The sequence below is a fragment of the Azospirillum sp. UENF 211521 genome (genome assembly GCF_058780535.1).
The window spans coordinates 514,390-535,972 of sequence record NZ_JBSNCF010000003.1 but is presented as its reverse complement, the minus strand read 5'-3'; the positions used below and the strand labels follow the sequence as shown (position 1 = coordinate 535,972).

Genomic DNA, 21,583 nt, shown 5'->3' with positions numbered 1-21,583 from the left:
CCCTCACGCCGTCGCCGGCGTGTAGAGGTCGGGGGTGATGCGGCAGCTCGCGAAATCCCGGGCGCGCGCGTGGGCGGCGCGGCTCATGGCGCGCAGGCGCGGGCGGTCGCGGTCCAGCGTCACGATGGCGTCGGCCAGCCCGTCGATCACCTCCGCCGCCGCGCGCCCGCGGCAGGGAACGGCGAAGCCGCAGGAGGAGTCGATCATGATTCCCGACCCGCCGAGATCGAGGCAGATCACCGGCTGCGCGTTGGCCAGCGCCTCCATGATGACGTTGGCGGCAGAGTTGTGCAGGCTGGGGAACAGCAGCGCGTCGGAGCTTCGCAGCACCTCCATATAGTCGGGCTGCGACAGCCATTCGACGAAATCGACATGTTCGGCGATGCCCAGCCGGTCGGCGAGAGTCTTCCACTCCTCCGACTGCGGACCGCTGCCGATCATCTGAAGCCGTGCCCGCGCCCCCTTCTCCAGTGCCCTGGCCAGCGCCGCCAACGCGTAGTGGCCGCCCTTCCAGTAGAGGAAGCGGCCCGAGAAGCGCAGCTTCAGCGGCGCTCCGGCTTCGCCGCCGGTGTCGGCCTTCATCGGCACGAAGCGCTCGGGCGGCAGGGAGCAGCCGAAATGCTGGCGCGCCTTGTGGCGGTCCCCGGCGGGCAGGACATGGCGGCTCTCATGGGTCTTCACATAGATCAGGTTGTAGCGCCGGTAGGTCAGGCGCAGGAAGGGATCGATGCGCGTCATGGCGATGGCGACGTCGCGGACCAGCTCTGTCGCGATGGCCTTCCAGCCCAGCGGGCGGATCAGCGGCCAGGGCGCCCGCTCCCCGCCGCCGACCGGGCCGATCACCGACAGGGGCGCCAGCCCGCCGCAGAAGGCGGGGAAGCGGATGCCGCCGATGGTCACGTTGTGGATGATGTCGAAGGGCCGCCGGCGCACCAGTTCCTTCACCACCGCCCGGCAGCGCCATTGCCACGCGATGTAGGACAGCTGGAACCGCGTCTTGCTGTCGTGGTGCGCCATGGTGTCGGGGCGGTCGATGTACACGAAGTCGTCCGGTTCGAAGGCGGTCTCGCCGCGTTCGATCTTGCCCAGGATCTTCGGGCGCAGTCGCCCCTGCGTCACCACCGTCACGTGGCAGCCCGAGCGCTTCAGCCCCTCGCCCCAGTTCCAGCCGTTGGCGGATTCCGACCCGCTGTCCGGCTCGCAGGCGAAGGCCACCAGAAGAACCGATTTTCCGGCATTGGCGGACCCGTCGGCGAACGGTTTGCTCATCGTCCATCCTCCCTCAATCGATGCGGCAGCGGGGACCGGTTTTCGAGTTCGTTGCGGTAGATCAGGCCGGCGGCGATGCCGACGCCGAACAGCACCCAGAACCAGATGCCCAGCATCGGCCCCTCCAGCGTCACGTCGAAGGAGGCGTTGATGACGATGGACAGCCAGTAGCATAAGAGGAAGACGAACAGCCGCGCCCAGGCGCGGTCGCCGTTGCGGCGGGCCAGCAGGAAGGCGCGCATCATAAAGACCGACCAGCTTCCCAGCAGCGCCGCCCACAGTGCGAAGCCGGGCACCCCGGCGCGGGCGAGGATCGTCATGTGGGCGTTGTGCGGGCTGCGCAGCACCTGCCCGTCCTCGGCGTCGACCACCTGGAACCCGTCGTCGTCCGCCAGATTGATGCCGAAGCCCTTGCCGTCCCAGAAATGGTCGCCCTGCACGGTGTAGCCGATGATCTTGTCCCACCACATGATGCGCCACTGTTTGGTGCCGTCGAGCGTGGCGGTGTCGGTGGTGCCCAGGATGCTCGTCACGTTGGTGACGAGCTGGTCGACCGACAGCTTCCGCGAGGACACCTCGATCTCCAGGTCCAGCACCAGCGCCACGATGACGGTGACCCCGGCGATGCCCAGCAGCGGGGCGAACTGCCGGCTGCGCGGCACCAGGGCCAGCGCGATGGCCAGCGGCACGACGATGGCGAGCATCCCGCCGCGGCTGTGCGCGGCGACCAGCGCCATGCCGAACACCAGCATCGCCAGATGCAGCGGGTTCAGGCGGCGGAAGCCCAGCAACACGAACAGGGCGACGCCCGCGAAATGCACGCCGACCTCGCCGGGGCGCAGGCTGATGAAGGGGACGCCGTAGCGCGGCCAAGTGGGGATCTGAGCGTTCAGAAGCTGGAACAGCGGGTAGACGACCGGCATCACCGTGACGAAGAACACCGCGAAGCCGCCATAGGCCAGCACGAGGCGGCGCAGCCGCTCCGGCTCGTCGTACAGCAGGGCGATGACGACGAAGGCGAGCAGCCCGTACATCACGATCACGCTGTCGCGCAGCGCGTCGAAGCTGTAGGTGCCGAAGTAGGGCAGCGTGCGCGCCAGCACCCAGACGATCAGGATCGCCAGAAGCGTCCCCGGCAGGCTGGAGACCGTGGCGAAGACCCCGCCGATGCGCAGCATGACCAGCAGACCGGTGAGCAGCAGCACCTCCCCGATGAACAGCGGCGGCGCCCCGATGTAGGCGAAGCCGCGCCCGGCCAGGGAATAGCCCAGCAGGACGACCATCAGGAAGGTCAGGTAATGGTCCGCGGCGCGGGTCCCGCTGCGCCTTGGCGAGGCGAGGACGGCGCTCATGACGGGCGTCCGTAGGCGGCGGCGCGCAGCCGTGCCGCGATCCGCCCCCAGTCGCCGATCGCCACCACCATGCGGTGGGCGTTGGCCGCCATGGTCTGCCACGCGTCAGGGCCGGTGCGCTCGGCCCGCGCCAGCGCGTCGGCCACCGCTTCCGCCGTCAGGGCCGACACGCCGAAACCGGCGCCGTGGCCCTCCACATAGGGGACGAGGCCGGTCTCCCGCGTCACGATCAGCGGCAGGCCGGTCAGGGCGGCCTCCAGGCAGCCGGTCGGCATGACGTCGTAGCGCGAGGTCAGGACGAAGTGGTGCCAGCCGGCCATCATCGCCGCCTTCTCCGCCCCGAAGATCGGGCCGTGGATGCGGATGTGGGTGCCGAGGCCGTGGGCCTGTGCCCGCCGCTCCAGTTCGGCGCGGGCGGGGCCGGACCCCGCCAGTTCCAGTGCCCCGCGTCCGCCGGCGCGGCGGTAGGCGGCGAAGCCGTCGATCAGCAGGTCCACGCCCTTGTGGTCGATCTCGTAGCGCGCGCAATAGCCGAACGTCAGGCGGTCGCCGTCCGGTGCCGCGCGCGGAACGGCGGCGGGGAGCCCGCCGCGCCGCGCCGACCAGGCGGTGTTGGGCAGAAGGCGGATGGCGGCGCCGGGGGCCACCCGGCGGACGATGGCGGCCTCCTCTTCGGTGATGGCGTGGACGAAGCGGGCGCGGGCGAAGGCCGGGCCGTCGAAAACGCGCAGCCACGCGGCGGGCAGGCGGCGGCGCACCCGGCCCGCGACGTCGTAGACGTGCGAACACTGGCCGTGCAGCGTCACGCCATAGGCGACGCCGCGCCGGTGCAGCCCGCGGGCGAGCGCCGCGAACAGCGGCTTCACCGCGCCGTGGATGTGCACCACCGTGTCCGGCCCGGCGCCGTCGAGCAGGCGGTCGAGAGTCGCGTCCGCGATGGTCAGCGACCGCCCCGACAGCCGCGGCCCGCCGAGGGGGAAACGCTGCGCCGGGCAATCCGCCGGGATGCCGGTCAGGGCGTCGGGATCGTCGGAGAACAGGCACAGCCGCGCGTCGTCGCCCATGGCCCGCTGCTCGGCGATCAGGCTGCGCACCACATTGTGCAGCCCGTTCGCCGAGGAGGGGTGGGCGATGGCCGGCTGGATCACGACGTGCCGGAGGTCGAGCGGGCGCAGCGGCGCCTCTTCCACCGCGAACGCGGCGCTGCCGTCAGCGGGCGACATGGGCGGTCCTCGTCTTGGAGAGGTAATAGTGGGCGGCGCCGACGCGCAGCAGGCTGGAGAACAGCAGGGCCATGCACACCCCGGCGACGCCGTACATCGCGGCCAGCGGGCCGACCACCGCGAACACCGCCAGCGTTCCGGTGACGTTCACCACCAGCGCGAACTGGCTGCGCTGCACGCCGTAGAAGTAGCTGCAGACCATCTCCGCCAGATAGCCGCTGAGCGCCCCGATGGAGAGCAGGCGCAGCGGCCATTCCTGGTCGGCGTAGGGCGACATGGCGCCGTAGACGATGTGCAGCATCTGGTCGGGGATCAGCAGGCCGAGGCTGTAATAGACCAGCAGCGGCGCCGCCCCGATGACGACGTAACCGCGGATCGCCAGCCACGCCTGCTCGTCCGGATGGAGCCCGCCGGTGCCGGACGCCAGGGTGCTGCGCCCGCGCGCGGCGATCTGCGGGACGAGGTTGCCCATGCCGATGATGATCGGGTTGGCGATGTTCACCAGATTGACCACCGCCTGGAACGCCGCGGTCGACGCCATGCCGTCCATCGCCGCCATCAGCCAGACGAGGCTCTGCACCCGCAGCATCAGGAACAGGTTGTTGGCGAGCGCCCAATGCCCGATCGACCAGAAGCGGCGGATTACCGCCGGCAAATCGGACAGGCCGTCGAAGCGCGGGCGCAGGATCGCAAAATGGACGACCGCCCCGGCCAGCGCCGGACCGGTCATGGCGATGAACACCCGCTCCAGCGTCAGGTGGCCGCCCAGCGCCATCAGGTTCAGCACGGCGATCTGGCCCAGGTAGGTGACGCTGTCGCCCCACAGCGCCTTGTCGTGCTTCAGCCCGGACATCAGCCCGCGCCGCCCGATCTCCTGCACCTGCCAGACGATGAAGTAGAGCACGGCGGGGCCGACCAGGTCCGGCATGCCCAGCCCATAGCCGACCAGCGCCACGATGCCGGACAGCGGCAGGATCGAGCCGGCGGTCATCAGGACGGCGCGGCCCGCCAGGGTCCGGCGTTCGGCGCGGTCCAGCACCGCGCCTTCCACCGACAGCGGGTACTGGATCAGGCTGACATTGACGACCTGAAGCGCCAGCAGCACCGACAGGAAGAAGACGAAGGTCCCGTATTCCTCCGACGGGAAGGTCCGGGCGAGCTGGATGTTGATGGCGAACATGCCCAGGCTGACCACGCCCTGGTCGGCAAGGGTCCAGAAGCTGCGGACCAGCGAGGCCGGGATCATTGTCATGCGTTGCCGACCCGCGTCGTCTCGGTGGAAGCGGGCAGGGGATGCCGGTCCTCGTTGGCGGGCCGATTGGCGGCCGGGGTGGCGCCCGGGGCGGTGCGCGGCACGTCGCGGTAGGCCCAGCGCAGATAGTCCGCGGTCAGCGCCATGCCGTCCTCGAAGGGGAAGCGCGGCGCGTAGCCGAGCAGGCGCCGCGCCTTAGTCAGGTCGATGAGCGCCTTGGCCTGATAGAGCGCCAGCTTCTGCGCGTCGGGCAGCCAGAGCTGGTTCCGGCTGGCCTTCTTCTTGAGGAAGTAATGGACCATCACGAGATGGCGCAGCCGCGGCGGCAGGCTGTCGAACCCGCCCTGGAGCAGCCGGCGGGCCGGCCGCCAGCGCACGATGATCTGAATGATCTTCTTAGGGTCCTGAAGCACCATGGCGATGTCGCGCCGCAGACTCTTCATCTCCTTGCGGATGGCCTCGGCGGGCTGGAAGCGCAGGCTGTCCACGCCCAGCGCCTCCTGAAAGCGCCCGAAGACGGCGGCCCAGGGCGGGGCGTCGGGGCCGGAGATCACGAAGCGCTCCCCGATGGCTTGCGGGCTGCGGGTCGCCGCGATCATCGCGTCCACCAGATCGTCGATGTAGACGGCGTTGCACAGGCCGCTCTCCTGCGGCAGCACCACGGTGCCGCTCAGCAGCATCTCGGCGGGGGCGTTCGTCCAGGGCTTGCAGAAGGGGCCATAGACAATGGAGGGCTGGAGCACCACCCCCGGCAGGCCGCGCTTGTGCGCCGCGTCGAGCACCATCTTTTCCAGATCGAGCTTGTTCTGGACGTAGCTCCAGGCCCGGTCGCCATCGCGTGTTTCCTCCGACAACGGGCCGTCGGGCAGCGGTTCGTAGACCGAGAAGGTGCTGAGATGGACGAAACTCTCCACCCCGTTGGCGAGGCTGGCGTCGATCAGCGCGTTCATCCCGTCGATGTTCTGGCGGCGCGAGCGCACATCGTAGGCGCAGTGGAAGACCCAGTCGGCGCCGGCCACCGCCTTGCCGATGGCCTCGCGGTCCAGCAGGTCGGCGCGGACGATCTCCACCGGGAAGCGGGCCAGACGCACCGCCTGCGCGATGTCGCGGACGATGCAGCGGACCTTGGCGCCATGCTCCAGGCACAGCCGCTCGACCAGCCGCCCGCCGATGAAGCCGGCGGCGCCGGTCACCACCACGGTGGGGCCTTCGGTGCGGGGTGACGCCGCTGCGTTTCCGTCCACCCAGGGCAGGATCAGCGGCTTGCGGCTGGCGTAGCAGCGCTCGATCAAGGCGGTGGAGGGCAGGGCCTCGCGCCCGCCGACGGTGGCCGGGCGGCCGTCGCGGATGGCGTCGGCGAAGTCCCTCAGCTCCGCCTGGAACAGGTCGCCGAAGATCTGCGGCGGGATGTGGTTGGCGGAGAAGCCGTCATGGACGAAATCGAGGATCTGCGGCACGTCCGACGCGATCTGGTTCTCGTAGAGATGGACCTCGACGCTGCCCTTGGTGCCGTAGACGCGGATGGTGTTGCGCAGGGCGCGGGTGCGGCTCAGCTCCAGCGTTCCGGTGGCGCCGGACGCCATGGTCAGGGACAGCCGGCAGTCGGATTCCAGCCCGCCGTGGCTGTCGTCGCTGTAATCGACCTCCGTCGCCTCCCCGAACCACCACAGCAGCAGGTCCAGCGTGTGCGACCCGGTGTCCAGCAGGACGCCGCCGCCCGCCCCGTCGCGGCGCAGCATCGACGGGGAACTGATGCCCCAGTTGTAGACGAAACCCTCCCGCGCCTCGAAGCGCAGGATGCGGCCAAGCTGGCCGGAGTCCACCAGCGCCTTCAGCCAGCGCACGCCGTTGACGTAGCGGCGCATCAGACCGACCGCGAGCACCCGTTGGCTCGCTTCCGCGGTGTGCACCATGCGCTCGGCGTCGGCCAGCGTGACGGCCAGGGGCTTTTCCATGAAGACGTGCTTGCCGGCCTCCAGCAGGCTTTGGCCGACCGGCGCGTGGACCATCGGAGGGGCCGCCACCAGCGCCGCGTCGAACTGGTCCGCCGCCTCCCGCCAGTCGGCCACGGCGACGGGGGCGCGGTTGCGGCCGAGCAGGGCCTGCACCGCCTCCAGCCGCTCCGGCGTCGGATCGACGAGCACGCTCGGCCGCCAGCCCAGGCGGAGCAGCGCCGGCAACAGGTGATGGCTCACGATGCTGCCGCAGCCGATGATGGCGAGCCGCGGGAACTCGGCGTTGGTCATGGAATCCTCGCTTTTGGGATTGCCGTCGCGTGGGCGCCGTCCGTCGGCGCCGTCAATGCCGCGCGGGCGCGTGCAGGGCGTAGTAGTAGGCGTCGTCCTTGTGGCCGTACTTGACGTGCTTGGACGCGACGACGCGCGACAGCACGACGCCGCCGACCGCGCTGTCGATCGACTTCAGCTTGTTGAAGCCGGCCGTCACGGTGTCGAGCGGGGTGTGCTGCCAGCGGACGACGTAAATCACGCTGTCGGCCAGGAAGGACAGGGCCAGCGCGTCGGAGAACAGCATCACCGGGGCGGAGTCGATCACCACCACGTCGTAGTTGTGGCGCGCCCACGCGATCAGGTCGCTCATCGCCTGGGAGCTGATGCGGTCGTGCGCGTCGGGCGTGCCGACGGTGTTGCCCAGGACGCCGAGGTTGGTGGTTTCCTGGTGGATCAGGTCGTCGATGCCGACACGGCCGTCCAGCAGATCGGCGACGCTGCCCTGCGGCTGGTAGCCCAGCAGCGTCGCGATGGAGGGGCGGCGGAAATCCGCGTCGATCAGCAGCGTGTTCAGCCCCAACCCGGCCAGCGACCGCGCCAGATTGGCCGCCAGCACCGATTTGCCTTCCTTGGGAAGGGAGGAGGTGACGAGCAGCACCTTGGGCGGCGTCCCCCGCTTGCGCGGCATGCAGGCCATGGTGCGGACGGTCTGGATCGCCTCGCGGAAAGCGCCGATCTCGCGGGCGCGGCGGCTGTCGGGCCGATTTTCAGGGTACAGGGGCAGGTTCCAGGTCGCCTCGTTGCGGGGAAGCGACGGGACCATGCCGAGGCAGGGCACGCCGGTCGCCCGCTCCACCTGGGCCGGCGTGCGCAGGCCGGAGCTGAGCCGTTCCAGCAGCAGCACCAGCGCCACCGCCAGCGCCGTGGAGCCGACCAGCCCGACGCCCAGCGACATGCGGAGCTGCGGGAAGGCCGGGCGGATCGGCGGCAGGGCGGGGGCGCTGAGATGCGCGTCCAGCGCGCCGGTGTTCTTCAGCGCCATCGTCTGCTCGTAGCGTTCGGCGAGGCTGCGGTAGAGCGTGCGGTGCGCGTCGGCGGAGCGTTCCAGGTCGCGAAGCTGGATGCCGGTCGCCTCGATGCCCTTCTGCTGTTCCTGCAGGTCGGCGATGCTCTTCAGCAAGGTGGCCTCGCGGATGCGCGCGACCTCCAGATCGGCGTCCAGTCCCTTCTGGATCTTGCCGACCTCGTCGCGGATACGCGCCTTCAGCTCGCCAATGCCGCGGCGCAGATTCACGATGTCCTGGTGCTTGTCGCCATAGACCTGCTGAAGCTCGGCCAGCCGGCGCTCCAGCATCGCCTCGGCCTCGCGCAGCTTCTGGATCAGCGGGGAGGCCAGCACCTCCGGGATCGCTGCGGCGTTGTTGGCGGCGGTCTGGTCGCGGGCTTGGCGCACGCGCGCCTCGGCCGCCGCCTTCTGCGCCTGCGCGGCGGTCAGCTGTGTGGCGAGTTCGTTCATCTGCTGCTGGACCATGTTGCGCCCGTCGGGCGGCAACTCCAGCAGGCTGTTCTCCTTGCGGAAACCGCGGATGGCCTCCTCGGCGCCGCGCACCGCCTCGCGCGCCTCGATGAGCCGCCCGCCGAGCCATTGGTTGACCCGCTCGGTCATGTCGCGGTTCATCTCGGTGCGGTAGTCCAAATAGGCTTGGCCGAAGGCGTTGGCGATGGCCGCGGCCTTGGCGGGATCGACCGACGACGCCTCGATGATGATGGTGAAGGAGCGGTCGTCGTTGCGCGCCTCGATCCGGCGCAGCAGCGTGTCGATGGTCAGCAGGCGGGCCTGGTCCGGGTCGCGGGCGACCGGCCCGTCGTCGGCGCGGAACAGCGCGGTCGTCTCTTGCACGATCCGGCGCAGGACGTCGTTGCCTTCCGGCGGCAGCGCGCCGACGCCGGCCCTGGTGACGCGCTTCAGCCAATGCTCGTCCGCGCCGTCCGGCGCCTTGAGCGTCGGGTTGAATTCAGGGTCGTTGAGCAGGCCCAGCTTTTCGACCACCCGCTCCGCCAGGGCGCGCGAACCGACGATGGACACCTCGCTGCGCACCGCCGGCGCTTCGGGCGTCAGGTTGGACACCACCGACTTGAACTCCGCCAGCTCGACCCGCCGGGAGTCGAGCTGCACCATCGCGGTGGCCCGGTACATCGGCTTCAGCGACTGCATGACGTAGGTGATCGTCGCCGTCCCCAGCAGGATGACGGTGAGCAGCAGCAGCTTGCGCCGCCACAGCACGGCCAGCGTGGCGAAAACGGTCGCCTCCTGCCGGCTGCGCACGTCGGTGGACTCCCCGGCGGCCGATTGCAGAAGACTGTCCGGAAGGACGCTGGCGTGCGCTTCGTGGCCTGGAAGCGTTCCGCCTTTGCCGATCGAAGAATTCACGTCGTCGCCCCTTTCGTCTTGCTGGCTGGCGGTCCGGCCCGGGATGGGCGTGGCGGATGGCTGCAAAAGGACGCGCTGCGCCTTTTTGTTTTCTTTGAAGATAACTGAGAATTCGGCCGCTTTTTAAGGTGCGGGGCCAAATGGTCCGTGATGTTCCGCTGCGGCAACCGTTGCCGGACAGACTTCGAGTACCGTGAATGGCGTCGCTCAACAATTGAAAAAAAGAAGGCCCATCCGTCGCTGTGCTTACGACGGCGGCCCTCATAAATAATCATATCCGATACCCCGTCCGCGTGTTTGACGGTCAACTCCGCGCCGGTCACAGTTCGCCGGGTGCAGCGGAGCCGGCTCTGGCTTCAAAACGCCGAACAACTCCAGACATGGTCGTGCAGTCCCGCGTACAGACGGAATACCCGTCCAATTCGTATGGTGGCGCGCCGCACCTCGTCTCCGGATTTTAAAATATTCGCGACAGCGGGATGGCGCGGTGTCTCCGCGTGCCGCCGCCGTCCGGTCGAATTCCCCGGTCAAACTCCATGGAGAGGCTCAATGACGTCCACGACTGAGCGCGTTCTTGTGACAGGTGGCGCCGGGTTCATCGGATCGCACCTGTGCGAGCGTCTTCTGGCCGCCGGGAAAGAGGTCCTGTGCGTCGACAACTATTTCACGGGTGCGCGTTCGAATATTGCGCATCTGCTGGACAACCCGAAGTTCGAGGCGGTGCGCCACGACATCACCTTCCCCCTCTATGTCGAGGTGGACGAAATCTACAACCTCGCCTGCCCGGCCTCGCCGGTGCATTACCAGTTCGACCCGGTGCAGACGACCAAGACGTCGGTGCACGGCGCCATCAACATGTTGGGGCTGGCCAAACGGGTGAAGGCGACGATCCTCCAGGCCTCGACCAGCGAGGTCTACGGCGATCCCTTCGTCCACCCGCAGCGCGAGGATTACTGGGGCAACGTCAATCCCATCGGCCCGCGCGCCTGCTACGACGAGGGCAAGCGCTGCGCCGAGACGCTGTTCTTCGACTACAACCGGCAGCACAAGGTCCCGATCAAGGTGGCGCGCATCTTCAACACCTACGGGCCGCGCATGAATCCGAACGACGGGCGCGTGGTGTCGAACTTCATCGTCCAGGCGCTGAAGGGCGACCCGATCACCATCTACGGCGACGGCTCGCAGACGCGATCCTTCTGCTACGTCGACGATCTGGTCGAGGGGCTGCACCGGCTGATGGAAACGGACGGGACGGTGACCGGCCCGATCAACCTCGGCAACCCCGGCGAGTTCACCATCCTGGAACTGGCGGAGACCGTCATCCGGATGACCGGTTCACGCTCGCGGATCGAGCGGCACCCGCTGCCCCAGGACGATCCGCGGCAGCGCAAGCCGGACATCACCAAGGCCCACGCCTACCTGAAATGGATGCCGCACGTGCCGCTCGAAGAGGGGCTGGAGCGCACCATCGCCTATTTCGCCAAGACCTATTTCTGAGCGCGGCACGGCAGCCGGCAGCGCCGCCGCATCGCTGGGGTGCGGCGGCAGGGAATGGGCCAACAGGGAACGGCGGATGTTCGAACTCCCTTCACGAAACAGCCCGGCGAAGCCGGACTACGGCGCGCGCGTGGGGATGGCCTTCCAAGGCCCGCGGCCGGACTCCGCCTCGCCGGTTGCCGCCGCGGCCTCCGCCCCGGCCCTGCTGTGCGGGCTGGTCGCCGCGGACGCGCTGATGGTCGTCGGGACGGGGCTGGCGGCGGAGGGCATCGCCGCCCGTTTGCTGCGGGCCGCCCCGGCTGATCCGGCCTTGTTCACGGGTGCCGTCACCTCCTTGGCGGGTGTCTTCAACGCGGCGGTCGGTCCGCTGGCGGTGCTGTCGCTGATGTGCTTCTACAGCGCGGGCTGCTACCGCAACCTGCGCCCCAAGGCGGTGCGGCGGACCATCGGTGCGCACGCGGGGCCGCTGTTCGGGGCCTGGACGGCGGCTTTCCTGGTGCTCGTCCTTCTGCTTGGCGTGACGGGGGACCTGCGGCGGCTGGACACGGCGGCGGCGGGGACGCTGTGGCTGTGGTACGGCCTCGGCCTGTTCGGGCTGACCGCGCTGCGCACCTTGTTCCTGCGGTTGGCGCGCGACTGGAATCTGGCCGGCGGGTCGCGGCAGCGGACCCTGCTGGTCGGCACCAACGATCTGGCCTTCGAATGGCTGGACCGCCTCCAGCGGACGGAGGGGGCGGGCTATCAGGTGATCGGCGCGGTGTCCACCGGGGCGGACCGGCCGTCGTCCGTCGCCGCGCCACCCCTGACCACCGCCCGGCTGGCCGGGGTGCCGGTGCTGGGGGGCGTGGCCGGGCTGGTCGAGCAGGTGCGCAAGAACCGCGTCGACCTCGTGGTGGTGGCCCTGCCCTGGAGCGCCGAGGCCGAGATCACCGACATCCTGGAGCGGCTGCGCGTCCTTGCGGTGGACGTCCGCCTGCTGCCGCACCGGCTGATCGCCCGCACCGCCGGGCTGTCGGTCGATGCGACGGCGGGCATTCCGCTGCTGGGCGTCATCCATCACCCGCTGGCCGGCTGGCGCGGCGTGCTGAAGCGGTCGGAGGATCTGCTGATCGGCGGCGCGGCCCTGGCGGTCCTGGCGCCGGTCCTGCTGCTGGCTGCGGCGGCGATCAAGCTGGAAAGCCCCGGCCCGGTGCTGTTCCGCCAGAAGCGCTTCGGCTTCAACAACGAGGAATTCGAGATCTGGAAGTTCCGCACGATGCACACCGACCGCGGCGACCAGTCGGGCGCGCAGCGGACGGTGCGCAACGACCCGCGGGTGACGCGTGTCGGGCGCTTCCTGCGCCGCACCAGCATCGACGAGCTTCCGCAGCTCTTCAACGTGCTGCGCGGCGACATGTCCATCGTCGGGCCGCGGCCCCATCCCGTCGCCATGAAGGCCGGGGACGTGCTGTACCACGAGGCGGTGGAGAACTACGCCTGCCGCCACCGCGTCCGCCCCGGAATCACCGGCTGGGCGCAGGTGAACGGGCTGCGCGGCGAGATCGACAACCTCCACACCGCCGCCCGCCGCGTCGAGCACGACCTCTACTACGTCGACAACTGGTCCCTGGGGCTGGACGCCGAGATCATGGTGCGCACCGCCCTCCTCCTTTTCTGGGACCGCAACGCCTACTGACGAAGCCCCCCTGCCGAACCAACAAACAAACCGCGAAGGAGTTTGACGTCATGTCCGTCGCCCTTGTCACCGGTTCCTGCGGATTGATCGGGTCGGAGAGTTGCCTGCATTTCGGTGCGCTGGGAATGGACGTCGTCGGCATCGACAACGACATGCGGCGCATCTTCTTCGGCGACGAGGCCTCGACCGCGTGGCAGCGCCAGACCCTGGAGCAGACGCTGCGCCAGCGCTACCGCCACCACGCCATCGACATCCGCGACGCCGCGGCCATCGACGCGCTGTTCGAGCGGCATGGGTCCGCCATCTCCCTGGTCATCCACACGGCGGCCCAGCCCTCGCACGATTGGGCGGCGCGTGATCCCCAGATGGATTTCTCGGTGAACGCCAACGGCACGCTGAACATGCTGGAGGCGGCGCGGCGCCATTGCCCGGACGCGGTGTTCATCTTCACCTCGACCAACAAGGTCTACGGCGACACGCCGAACCGCCTGCCGCTGATCGAGACGGAGACGCGCTACGAGATCGACCCGTCCCACCGCTACGCCGGCGGCATCGCCGAGGACATGTCGATCGACGCCACCCTGCACAGCCTGTTCGGCGCCTCCAAGGTGGCGGCCGACGTGCTGGTCCAGGAGTATGGCCGTTATTTCGGGATGAAGACGGTGTGCTTCCGCGGCGGTTGCCTGACCGGGCCGAACCATTCGCCGACGCAGCTTCACGGCTTCCTGGCCTATCTGATGCGCTGCGCCGTCACCGGCACCCGCTACGACGTGATCGGCTACAAGGGCAAGCAGGTTCGCGACAACATCCACAGCAACGACCTGATCGCCGCCTTCCAGGCGTTCCACGACGCGCCGCGCAGCGCCGAGGTCTACAACATCGGCGGCGGACGCGCGAGCAACTGCTCCATCCTGGAGGCGGTGGCGCTGTGCGAGGAGATCACCGGGCGCCCGATGGATCTGGCCTTCAAGGAGGCCAACCGCATCGGCGACCACATCTGGTGGGTCAGCTCGCTCGACCGGTTCCGCTCCCATTACCCGTCCTGGGACATCCGGCACGACGTGCGGAACATCCTCACCGACATTCACGACAGCAATCGGCGCCGTTGGCGCGTGGAGGCCGTGGCATGATCGACCATGGGAAAAAGGAAGTGCTTGGCGTCTACGTCAACGCCGTCGATTACGAGGCCGGCGTGCGCGCCATCATCGACGCGGCGGAACAGCAGAAGCCCTTCGCGGTCAGCGCACTCGCCGTGCATGGCGTGATGACCGGGGCGCTCGACCCCGAGCACCGCTACCGCCTGAACGCCATCGACCTCGTGACGCCGGACGGCCAGCCGGTGCGCTGGGCGCTGAACCGGCTGCACGGCGCCGCCCTGCCGGACCGCGTCTATGGTCCGAACCTGATGCTGCGCACCTGCGCGGCGGCGGCGGCGAGGGGACTGCCCATCTACCTCTACGGCGCCACGGCGGGTCTGCTCGCCACCCTGACCACGGCGCTGACGGAACGCTTCCCCGGTCTGATCATCGCCGGCGCCCGCCCGTCCGCCTTCCGCACCCTGAGCGCCGAGGAGCGCGCGGCGGTGGACCGTGAGATCATCGAGTCCGGCGCGCGGATCGTCTTCGTCGGGCTGGGCTGCCCGCGCCAGGAGACCTGGGTCTACGAGCACAAGGCGGCGCTGTCGATGCCGCTGATCGCGGTCGGCGCCGCTTTCGACTTCATCGCCGGGAAACAGCCGCAGGCGCCGATGTGGATGCAGAACAACGGCCTGGAATGGCTGTTCCGGCTGTCCACCGAACCGCGGCGGCTGTGGCGGCGCTACGTCATGCTGAATCCGGCCTTCCTGTTCCTGCTGGCCTGCCAGGCGGTGCAGATGCCGCTGGTCCGCAGCGGCCAGGCGCGCCGTCCGAAAGGAGAGCTTCGATTTGGCTAGACGGTGATGGTTGTTTGATGATTGCCAAAGAGAAACGCCGTTATTAAAAATGAAAACGCCTCCGATGCTGTGTCTGTGAGTGCCGTTTTAAAATGAAACGGCCTTGCATCGGCGGATTTTCCTGAACGACCTCGGAACAGCGCCGTGAACCGCGACCGATGCGGCCCGCGCTTCCATGACAGTCGGGGATTCCTGCAATGAGCCTGAAGATCCTGTCGGCGATCGTCGTGCCGCCGCATCTGGCGGTCAGCGGCGCCAGCAAGGCGGCGGAGAAGCTGAGCGTCGCGCTGCAGGCGCACGACCGCATCGACATCGCGAACATGGGCATGGCGAGCCGGGTCCCGATGGATCTGAGCAAGCCGGGCGAGCGCATCGAGGTGCAGACCTCCAGCCCCTTCGTTGGGCTCGACGCCGTCCTGCCCAACCGCGCGAAGACCCTGTTCTACCAGTCGAGCATCCCGGCGCTGATCCGCCACGGCTCCTACGATCTGGTGCACATCCACAACCCGATCCCGGCGCTGGAGATGATGCGGGTGGCCCGCGCCTGCGTGGCGAAGGGCGTGCCCTACGCGGTGTCCACCCACGGCTTTGTGGAGATCGGCAACCCGGCGGCCTTTCGGCGCATGGACGCGGCGCGGCGGCTGGCCTGGGACCTGCTGATCGACCGCCCGGTCCGCTACGTCGTCCGCAACGCCGCGGCGATCTGCGCGATCTCGCCCGTCGACCTGCCCATCGTCCGCGGCTTCGGCTTCACCGGGGACGACATCGCCGTCATTCCCTACGGCGTCGACCGCCCGGACGACTGGGGCGCGCCGACCCCGGCGGACCGGGACATCCACCGCCGTTTCGGCATCCCGGAGCGGGATGAGGACGGCGGTCCGTTCACCGCCTTCTTCCTGGCCAACCACACGGCCAACAAAGGGCTGGGCGTGCTGCTCGACGCCTTCGTGGGGCTGTCGATGCCGTTCCGCCTGATCGTCGGCGGCGAGAAGCGCGACTTCGTCGATTACGAGGCGTACCAGCGCCGCTGCGGGCCGGGCCAGACCATCCATCTCACCGGCAATCTGGCCGAGGCGGAGGTCGCCGCCATGTTCCGCCGCTCCGACCTGTTCGTCTTCCCGACCCTGGCCGACACCTTCCCCAACGTGATCCTGGAGGCGATGGCCTTCGGCGTCCCGGTGGTGGCGAGCCGGGTCGGCGGCATCCCCCATCAGGTCGATGACGGCTGCGCGGTGATCGTCGAGCCGGGCGACCCGCAGGCCCTGCGCGCCGCCGTCGAGCAACTGGCCGCCGACCCCGAGCGGCGGGCGCGGATGGGTCGCCACGGCCGCCTGCGCGCCACCCAGCGCTTCGACTGGGCCGCCGCCGCCGCCGACACCCATCGGCTTTACGACGCGGTGATCCGCCGCCCGGCGGGCGCCGCCGTCCTCAAGGCCGCCTGAACCCCTGTCCAACGCCCTCTGCCCAACGCCCTCTGCCCAACCGGTAAAAGCCGCAGCAATGGAGAAGACACCTATGGAAGGCAAGACGCTCGTGACCGGCGGGGCCGGCTTCGTCGGCTGCAATCTGGTCAAGAACCTTCTGGAGGACGGGCGCGACGTCGTTGTCCTGGACGCCCTGCTGCGGCCGGGCAGCGAGCGGAACGCGGCGTGGCTCCAGACCCTCAACGCCGGGTCCCGCCTGACCTTCATGAAGGCCGACGTGCGCGACTTCGCCGCCGTCAAATCCTGCATGGCCGGGGCGGAGGAGGTCTACCACCTCGCCGGGCAGGTGGCGGTCACATCGTCGCTGGACGATCCGCGCACCGACTTCGACATCAACGCGCTCGGCACCTTCAACGTGCTGGAGGCGGCGCGCCGCATGAAGACCCCGCCGAAGGTGGTCTTCACCTCGACCAACAAGGTCTATGGCGGGCTGGAGCATGTGGCGGTGGAGCAGACCGACAGCCGCTACCGCTTCGTGGACCGGCCGCTCGGCGTCTCGGAGGCGGAGCCGCTGGACTTCCACTCGCCCTATGGCTGCTCCAAGGGGGCGGCGGACCAGTATGTGCGCGACTACGCCCGCATCTACGACCTGCCGACCGTCGTCTTCCGGATGAGCTGCATCTACGGGCCGCGCCAGTTCGGCAACGAGGACCAGGGCTGGGTCGCGCATTTCATCATCTCGGCGCTGAGCGGGCGGCCCATCCACATCTACGGCGACGGCATGCAGGTGCGCGACGTGCTGTTCGTGGAGGATCTCGTGCGCGCCTTCCGCCTCGCCACCGAGAAGATCGAGGTCAGCCGCGGGCAGGTCTTCAACATCGGCGGCGGGCCGGAGAACACCATCTCGGTCTGGCGCGAGTTCGGGGAGATGCTGTCCACCCTGCGCGGCGCGCCGGTGGAGGCCGATTTCTCCGACTGGCGGCCCGGCGACCAGCCCTGCTACGTCAGCGACATCCGTAAGGCCGAGCAGGTCCTCGGCTGGCGCCCGCAGGTCGACCGCGACACCGGCATCCGCCGCCTGTGGGACTGGGCGGAACGCTATCTCGCGCAGAACGGCCTGCCCACGGACCAGACCCAGCTCGAACCGGGCCGCATCGCCCTCAGCGCGTAACCCGACCCCTGTGCGGTGGAGGAACCAATGAACGTGCTTGTAACGGGCGGGGCCGGATTCATCGGCTCCCACATCACGCACCGCCTCGTGTCGCTCGGCCACCGGGTGACGGTGATCGACAACGAGTTCCACCGGGCTGCGTTCCAACGTGCCGGCGGAGGTGCGCTACATCCGCGGCGACGTCACCAACCCCGCCGACCTCGACGCGGCGTTCGAGGAGGTGCCCGACGCGGTGATCCACATCGCCGGGCAGGTGTCGATCATCCGTGCCTTCAGCAACCCGGTCGGTGACCTGCGCACCAACGTGGAGGGAACGGTGAACGTCCTCCAGCAGTGCGTCGAGCGCGGGGTGAAGCGCCTGCTCTACGCCAGCTCGATGAGCGCCTACGGCAACGCCGCGGTGGTGCCGACGCCGGAGGACACGCCCTGCTCCCCAGTGTCCTACTACGGGGTGACGAAATACGCGGGCGAGCGCTACGTGCATCTGACGGCGGAGCGGCCCGACCTGCCGGGCGCTCTGGCCGTCACCTCCTTCCGCATGTACAACGTCTACGGGCCGCGGCAGGCGGTGGACAACCCCTACCAGGGGGTGCTGGGCATCTTCCTGGGCAACATCATCCGCGGCGAGCCGATCCGCATCTATGGCGACGGCAAGCAGACCCGCGATTTCGTCTTCATCGACGACGTGGTGGACGCCTGGGTCGGCGCGCTCGACAACCCGGCCAGCCACGGCAGGATCTTCAACCTCGGCAGCGGGCGGCAGACCAGCATCAGCGAACTGGCCGACCTCGCGCTGGGAGCGCTCGGCCGGACGCGGGCCGACCATCCCGTGCTCTACCACCCCGAACGTCCGGGGGAGCAGCGCAGCGTGCAGGCGGACGTGGCCTACGCCGGGGCGGTGCTCGGCTGGACGCCGCGCACGCGTCTGGAGCAGGGGCTGGCGGAAACCGTGCGCTGGGCGCTGCGCGAGAACGGCCGGGACGATGTCCAATCGAGCGGCCAATCAAGCGGCATGGCGGAGCGCGCCGTGGCCTGACGGTCATTTTTCAAGCCGGCCAACCTTCGAGCCGGCCAGGGATGGCTTCGGCAACGCCATCAAGCAACAGGAGTGGAATGATGCGGATCGCTGTTGTGGGGACCGGCTATGTCGGTCTCGTGTCCGGCGCCTGCTTTGCCGAATTCGGCATCGACGTGTGCTGTGTGGACAAGGATGAATTGAAAATCCGGCGCCTGAGGGGCGGCGAGATCCCCATCTACGAACCCGGCCTGGACGTCCTTGTGGCGCGCAACATGGCGGCGGAGCGTCTGTCCTTCACGTCCGACCTCGCGGTCGCCATGGAGGGGGCCGACGTGGTGCTGATCGCGGTCGGAACCCCCTCCCGACCCGGCGACGGCGGGGCCGACCTGACCTACGTTCACGCGGCGGCGGCGGAGATCGCGCGGACGATGACCCGCTACACGGTCATCGTGACCAAATCGACGGTGCCGGTCGGCACTGGCCGCCAAGTCGCCGCCATCGTGCGGGACATCAACCCGCGCGCCGAGTTCGACGTGGTGTCCAATCCGGAATTCCTGCGCGAAGGCTCGGCCATCGGCGACTTCATGCAGCCCGACCGCGTGGTGATCGGTGCCGATTCCGACCGCGCGCGGACGGTGATGGACGCTCTCTACCAGCCGCTGATCCGCGCCGGGACGCCCTTCGTGCATACCGGCATCGAGACGGCGGAGCTGACCAAATACTCGGCCAACGCCTTCCTGGCCTTCAAGATCACCTTCATCAACGAGGTGGCCGACCTGTGCGAACGGGTGGGGGCCGACGTGCAGGACGTGGCGGCGGGCATGGGGCTGGACGGGCGCATCGGGCGGCCGTTCCTGAACGCCGGGCCGGGCTTCGGCGGCTCCTGCTTCCCCAAGGACACCGAGGCGCTGGTGCGCACCGGGCGGCAGCACGGCGCGCCGGTCCGGCTGATCGAAACGGTGGTGGACGTGAACCGGGCGCGCAAGCGGCTGATGGCCGCCCGGATTCTCCAAGCCTGCGGATCGGACGCGGCGGGCAAGAGGATCGCCGTGCTGGGCATCACCTTCAAGCCCGACACCAACGACATGCGCGAGGCGGCGAGCCTGGAGATCATCCCGCTGCTTCAGCAGGCCGGCGCCACGGTTCACGCCTACGACCCCGCCGGCATGGAGGAGGGACGCCACCTGCTGCCCGGCGTGGTCTGGCACGACGACGCCTACGCCCCGCTCGCCGAGGCCGACTGCGTCGCCATCCTGACGGAATGGAACGAGTTCCGCGCGCTGGATCTGGGCCGCGTCCGCGGCCTGATGCGCCGCCCGGTGATGATCGATCTGCGCAACGTCTACGACCCGGCGGCCATGGCGGCTGCGGGGTTCCATTACGGATCCGTTGGCCGGCGCGATGTGCGGCCCGACGCGGCGAAGCGGCGCAAGGCGGCGGAGGCGATGCTGCTCAGCAACAGCTTCGCGGGCGACGCCTGTATCCTGCCCTTCTCCGGACAGCTTGCGGCCGCCGCTTCCGACCTGGCGGATTGACGCGGGCGCGGTGCCCGTGCACTCCGGCCACGCAGCGGTGCCCTGACCGGGCCGTCCCCGCTCCGGCGATGGCGGCCCGGCGCGGGGAGCCGGCTGGGATCTCCCGATTCCGAAAGACACAGCCATGTTCGGGTTGGACGCGCTGGCCGGCATCCGTCGAGACTTCATGCCCCGTGCGCCGGCCGGCGCGCGGGGCGGTGCCCGTCCTCCCCGTTCCGATGCGCGGACCGGCGGGCGGGCACCGATCGCCGTGCTGCTGATCGACGACCGCGCGCTGTTCGGCGAAAGCCTCGCCGCGGCGATCACCGCCTTCGCGCCGGACGTGGCGGTCAGCCACCAGCGCAGCACCACGGCGCTGGCCGACCTTCCCGCCGCCCTGCGCGGCGCCGACGTGGTCCTGGTCAGCATCGGGCGCGCCGACCCGGCGAAAGGCGGCGTCGGCCACCTGCTGGACGCGCTGTCCGGTGGTGGTCCTCATCCCCCCGTGGCGGTTCTCGCCGACCGGCCCGGCGCGGCGGTGGCCGCCGCCGCGGCGCGTCTCGGGCTGCGTGGGGTGCTGAGCGGACGGATGCCGCTGGCCGAGGTGATCGCTGCCCTGCGGCTGATCCACGGCGGCGGGACGGTCAGTCCAGATCCGGACCCTGATCCCGACTCCCGCTGATCGACTCCCGGGCGGACGGTTCGGCCGGCTGCCACGCCTTGCGCACGGCCTCGGCGCGGTTGGCGGCGCCCAGCGCCCGCAGGATGCCGCGGACATGGACCTTCGCCGTGTTCTCGCTGATCCCCAGTTCCTGCGCGATGACGCGGTTCGATTTCCCCTCGCGAAGCCGTTGCAGCACGCCGCGCTGGCGCGCGGTCAGCGCCGCCCCGCCGGTCGGCGCGGGCGGGTCGTCCTCCACGGCCTCGCCATGATGCAGCGGGCGGTTCAGGAAGGGGGAGGGGAAGAAGGTCCCGCCGCCGGCCACCAGACGGACCGCCTCGCGGGCGACGGCGAGGCCGACGCTGGTCGGCAGGCACCCCCGCACGCCCAACCGGCTGGCCTCCCGCGGCAGATCCGTCTCCTCCCCATCGGTCAGCACGACCAACGGCGTTCCGCCGAAGGCCCCGGCAAGACCGCGCAGCGTCGCCAGGACGCTGCCCCCGGGCGGGGTCAGGCTGGCGACGTTGCACAGCACGACGGCGGGAGGGGTTCCGGCGGCAAGGATCGTCCTCGCCTCGTCCAGGGACGCCGCGGTCCGCACCTGGAGGGACGGATCACGCAGGCTGAGACCGGCGGACAGGCATTCGCGGGTCAACGGGCTTTCGTCGAGAAGAAGGGCCGCGATGCCCCGGTGCCCGTTTGCCGGTCCGGGAGCGTGTGCGCCGCCATGGGGTGATGGAGCCGCCGTCCCGTACGATGCCATGAAGGATGTCTCCCGACCCATTATTCGAACCTGATGCTGCACTGCACCCTGTCCACCGTCAACGTCAATCCCGCGCAGAATTAGCCAAGTCGGCCTTGGTCTTTACCTCCTATTTGAAATATTTCCCATCGAACCCCGTGTATTCCGGAGGGGTTCGGGTGGTGCACATCCT

General features: G+C 69.4%; 17 protein-coding genes and 1 pseudogene. 11 read left to right on the top strand and 7 right to left on the bottom strand.

All coding sequences use genetic code 11. From position 1 onward, the window contains the following. Positions 1-3: 3 nt before the first annotated feature. Genes ACWPN5_RS27200 through ACWPN5_RS27175 form a run of 6 tightly spaced genes read right to left on the bottom strand, consistent with a single transcriptional unit; the run spans position 4 to position 9,650 of the window. Positions 4-1,269: a glycosyltransferase family 4 protein gene (locus ACWPN5_RS27200; protein ID WP_492298494.1), complete on the bottom strand. Its 1,266-nt coding sequence runs from the start codon at positions 1,267-1,269 to the stop codon at positions 4-6. Continuing rightward, positions 1,266-2,621, bottom strand: coding sequence for an O-antigen ligase family protein (locus tag ACWPN5_RS27195; RefSeq protein WP_492298492.1), 1,356 nt, complete (start codon positions 2,619-2,621; stop codon positions 1,266-1,268). Before ACWPN5_RS27195 ends, ACWPN5_RS27200 begins: the two co-directional genes overlap by 4 nt. Continuing rightward, positions 2,618-3,844, bottom strand: a complete 1,227-nt coding sequence (locus ACWPN5_RS27190; protein ID WP_492298490.1) for a glycosyltransferase family 4 protein — start codon at positions 3,842-3,844, stop codon at positions 2,618-2,620. Before ACWPN5_RS27190 ends, ACWPN5_RS27195 begins: the two co-directional genes overlap by 4 nt. After that, positions 3,831-5,096 (bottom strand): lipopolysaccharide biosynthesis protein, encoded by a 1,266-nt coding sequence (locus tag ACWPN5_RS27185; RefSeq protein WP_145681933.1) that lies wholly within the window; start codon positions 5,094-5,096, stop codon positions 3,831-3,833. The genes ACWPN5_RS27190 and ACWPN5_RS27185 overlap by 14 nt, the downstream gene beginning before the upstream one ends. Then, the gene (locus ACWPN5_RS27180) at positions 5,093-7,342 is read right to left on the bottom strand and encodes an NAD-dependent epimerase/dehydratase family protein (protein ID WP_492298487.1); all 2,250 of its coding nucleotides are present in this window, start codon (positions 7,340-7,342) and stop codon (positions 5,093-5,095) included. Before ACWPN5_RS27180 ends, ACWPN5_RS27185 begins: the two co-directional genes overlap by 4 nt. 52 nt (positions 7,343-7,394) lie before the next feature. Then, positions 7,395-9,650, bottom strand: coding sequence for a GumC family protein (locus ACWPN5_RS27175; RefSeq protein ID WP_492298486.1), 2,256 nt, complete (start codon positions 9,648-9,650; stop codon positions 7,395-7,397). A gap of 54 nt (positions 9,651-9,704) precedes the next feature. Here ACWPN5_RS27175 and ACWPN5_RS27170 point away from each other — a divergent pair, with 54 nt between their 5' ends. The 11 genes and pseudogenes from ACWPN5_RS27170 to ACWPN5_RS27120 all read left to right on the top strand — a co-directional run bounded on the left by ACWPN5_RS27170 (position 9,705) and on the right by ACWPN5_RS27120 (position 20,669). Continuing rightward, the gene (locus ACWPN5_RS27170; protein ID WP_186466002.1) at positions 9,705-9,863 is read left to right on the top strand and encodes a hypothetical protein; all 159 of its coding nucleotides are present in this window, start codon (positions 9,705-9,707) and stop codon (positions 9,861-9,863) included. A gap of 441 nt (positions 9,864-10,304) precedes the next feature. Further along, on the top strand, positions 10,305-11,252 hold the full coding sequence (locus ACWPN5_RS27165) for a UDP-glucuronic acid decarboxylase family protein (RefSeq protein WP_200476798.1): 948 nt from the start codon (positions 10,305-10,307) through the stop codon (positions 11,250-11,252). 76 nt (positions 11,253-11,328) lie between these two features. Beyond that, positions 11,329-12,927: an undecaprenyl-phosphate glucose phosphotransferase gene (locus tag ACWPN5_RS27160; protein WP_145681929.1), complete on the top strand. Its 1,599-nt coding sequence runs from the start codon at positions 11,329-11,331 to the stop codon at positions 12,925-12,927. A gap of 50 nt (positions 12,928-12,977) precedes the next feature. Further along, positions 12,978-14,057: an NAD-dependent epimerase/dehydratase family protein gene (locus tag ACWPN5_RS27155; RefSeq protein WP_200476799.1), complete on the top strand. Its 1,080-nt coding sequence runs from the start codon at positions 12,978-12,980 to the stop codon at positions 14,055-14,057. Beyond that, entirely contained in the window at positions 14,054-14,860 is an 807-nt protein-coding gene (locus ACWPN5_RS27150) for a WecB/TagA/CpsF family glycosyltransferase (protein ID WP_492298483.1), read from the top strand. The genes ACWPN5_RS27155 and ACWPN5_RS27150 overlap by 4 nt, the downstream gene beginning before the upstream one ends. A 197-nt stretch (positions 14,861-15,057) precedes the next feature. After that, positions 15,058-16,302: a glycosyltransferase family 4 protein gene (locus ACWPN5_RS27145; RefSeq protein ID WP_492298481.1), complete on the top strand. Its 1,245-nt coding sequence runs from the start codon at positions 15,058-15,060 to the stop codon at positions 16,300-16,302. A 73-nt stretch (positions 16,303-16,375) separates the two neighbouring features. Then, entirely contained in the window at positions 16,376-17,455 is a 1,080-nt protein-coding gene (locus tag ACWPN5_RS27140; protein WP_492298479.1) for a GDP-mannose 4,6-dehydratase, read from the top strand. Positions 17,456-17,482: 27 nt separating this feature from the next. After that, positions 17,483-17,551 (top strand): annotated as a pseudogene (locus ACWPN5_RS27135) (NAD-dependent epimerase/dehydratase family protein); the annotation flags it as partial. A gap of 52 nt (positions 17,552-17,603) precedes the next feature. After that, positions 17,604-18,491 (top strand): NAD-dependent epimerase/dehydratase family protein, encoded by an 888-nt coding sequence (locus tag ACWPN5_RS27130; protein ID WP_492298477.1) that lies wholly within the window; start codon positions 17,604-17,606, stop codon positions 18,489-18,491. A gap of 80 nt (positions 18,492-18,571) precedes the next feature. Next, positions 18,572-20,008, top strand: coding sequence for a UDP-glucose dehydrogenase family protein (locus tag ACWPN5_RS27125; protein WP_492298722.1), 1,437 nt, complete (start codon positions 18,572-18,574; stop codon positions 20,006-20,008). 124 nt (positions 20,009-20,132) lie between these two features. Further along, a complete protein-coding gene (locus tag ACWPN5_RS27120) occupies positions 20,133-20,669 on the top strand; it encodes a response regulator transcription factor (RefSeq protein ID WP_145681922.1) in 537 nt (178 codons plus the stop codon). On the opposite strand, the gene ACWPN5_RS27115 is transcribed toward ACWPN5_RS27120, so the two are convergent. Then, positions 20,632-21,411 carry a response regulator transcription factor gene (locus tag ACWPN5_RS27115; protein ID WP_145681921.1) on the bottom strand — a complete coding sequence of 260 codons (780 nt, stop codon included), beginning with the start codon at positions 21,409-21,411 and terminating at the stop codon, positions 20,632-20,634. The genes ACWPN5_RS27120 and ACWPN5_RS27115 overlap by 38 nt on opposite strands. Between the last annotated feature and the right edge of the window lie 172 nt (positions 21,412-21,583).

What these genes read in the sequence shown, in the direction of transcription:
- ACWPN5_RS27190 (WP_492298490.1), bottom strand. Translation starts at nt 3,844, where the DNA reads ATGTCGCCCGCTGACGGCAGCGCCGCGTTCGCGGTGGAAGAGGCGCCG.
- ACWPN5_RS27165 (WP_200476798.1), top strand. Translation starts at nt 10,305, where the DNA reads ATGACGTCCACGACTGAGCGCGTTCTTGTGACAGGTGGCGCCGGGTTC.
- ACWPN5_RS27200 (WP_492298494.1), bottom strand. Translation starts at nt 1,269, where the DNA reads ATGAGCAAACCGTTCGCCGACGGGTCCGCCAATGCCGGAAAATCGGTT.
- ACWPN5_RS27185 (WP_145681933.1), bottom strand. Translation starts at nt 5,096, where the DNA reads ATGACAATGATCCCGGCCTCGCTGGTCCGCAGCTTCTGGACCCTTGCC.
- ACWPN5_RS27115 (WP_145681921.1), bottom strand. Translation starts at nt 21,411, where the DNA reads ATGGCATCGTACGGGACGGCGGCTCCATCACCCCATGGCGGCGCACAC.
- ACWPN5_RS27125 (WP_492298722.1), top strand. Translation starts at nt 18,572, where the DNA reads ATGCGGATCGCTGTTGTGGGGACCGGCTATGTCGGTCTCGTGTCCGGC.
- ACWPN5_RS27160 (WP_145681929.1), top strand. Translation starts at nt 11,329, where the DNA reads ATGTTCGAACTCCCTTCACGAAACAGCCCGGCGAAGCCGGACTACGGC.
- ACWPN5_RS27145 (WP_492298481.1), top strand. Translation starts at nt 15,058, where the DNA reads ATGAGCCTGAAGATCCTGTCGGCGATCGTCGTGCCGCCGCATCTGGCG.
- ACWPN5_RS27150 (WP_492298483.1), top strand. Translation starts at nt 14,054, where the DNA reads ATGATCGACCATGGGAAAAAGGAAGTGCTTGGCGTCTACGTCAACGCC.
- ACWPN5_RS27180 (WP_492298487.1), bottom strand. Translation starts at nt 7,342, where the DNA reads ATGACCAACGCCGAGTTCCCGCGGCTCGCCATCATCGGCTGCGGCAGC.
- ACWPN5_RS27140 (WP_492298479.1), top strand. Translation starts at nt 16,376, where the DNA reads ATGGAAGGCAAGACGCTCGTGACCGGCGGGGCCGGCTTCGTCGGCTGC.
- ACWPN5_RS27195 (WP_492298492.1), bottom strand. Translation starts at nt 2,621, where the DNA reads ATGAGCGCCGTCCTCGCCTCGCCAAGGCGCAGCGGGACCCGCGCCGCG.
- ACWPN5_RS27120 (WP_145681922.1), top strand. Translation starts at nt 20,133, where the DNA reads ATGTTCGGGTTGGACGCGCTGGCCGGCATCCGTCGAGACTTCATGCCC.
- ACWPN5_RS27155 (WP_200476799.1), top strand. Translation starts at nt 12,978, where the DNA reads ATGTCCGTCGCCCTTGTCACCGGTTCCTGCGGATTGATCGGGTCGGAG.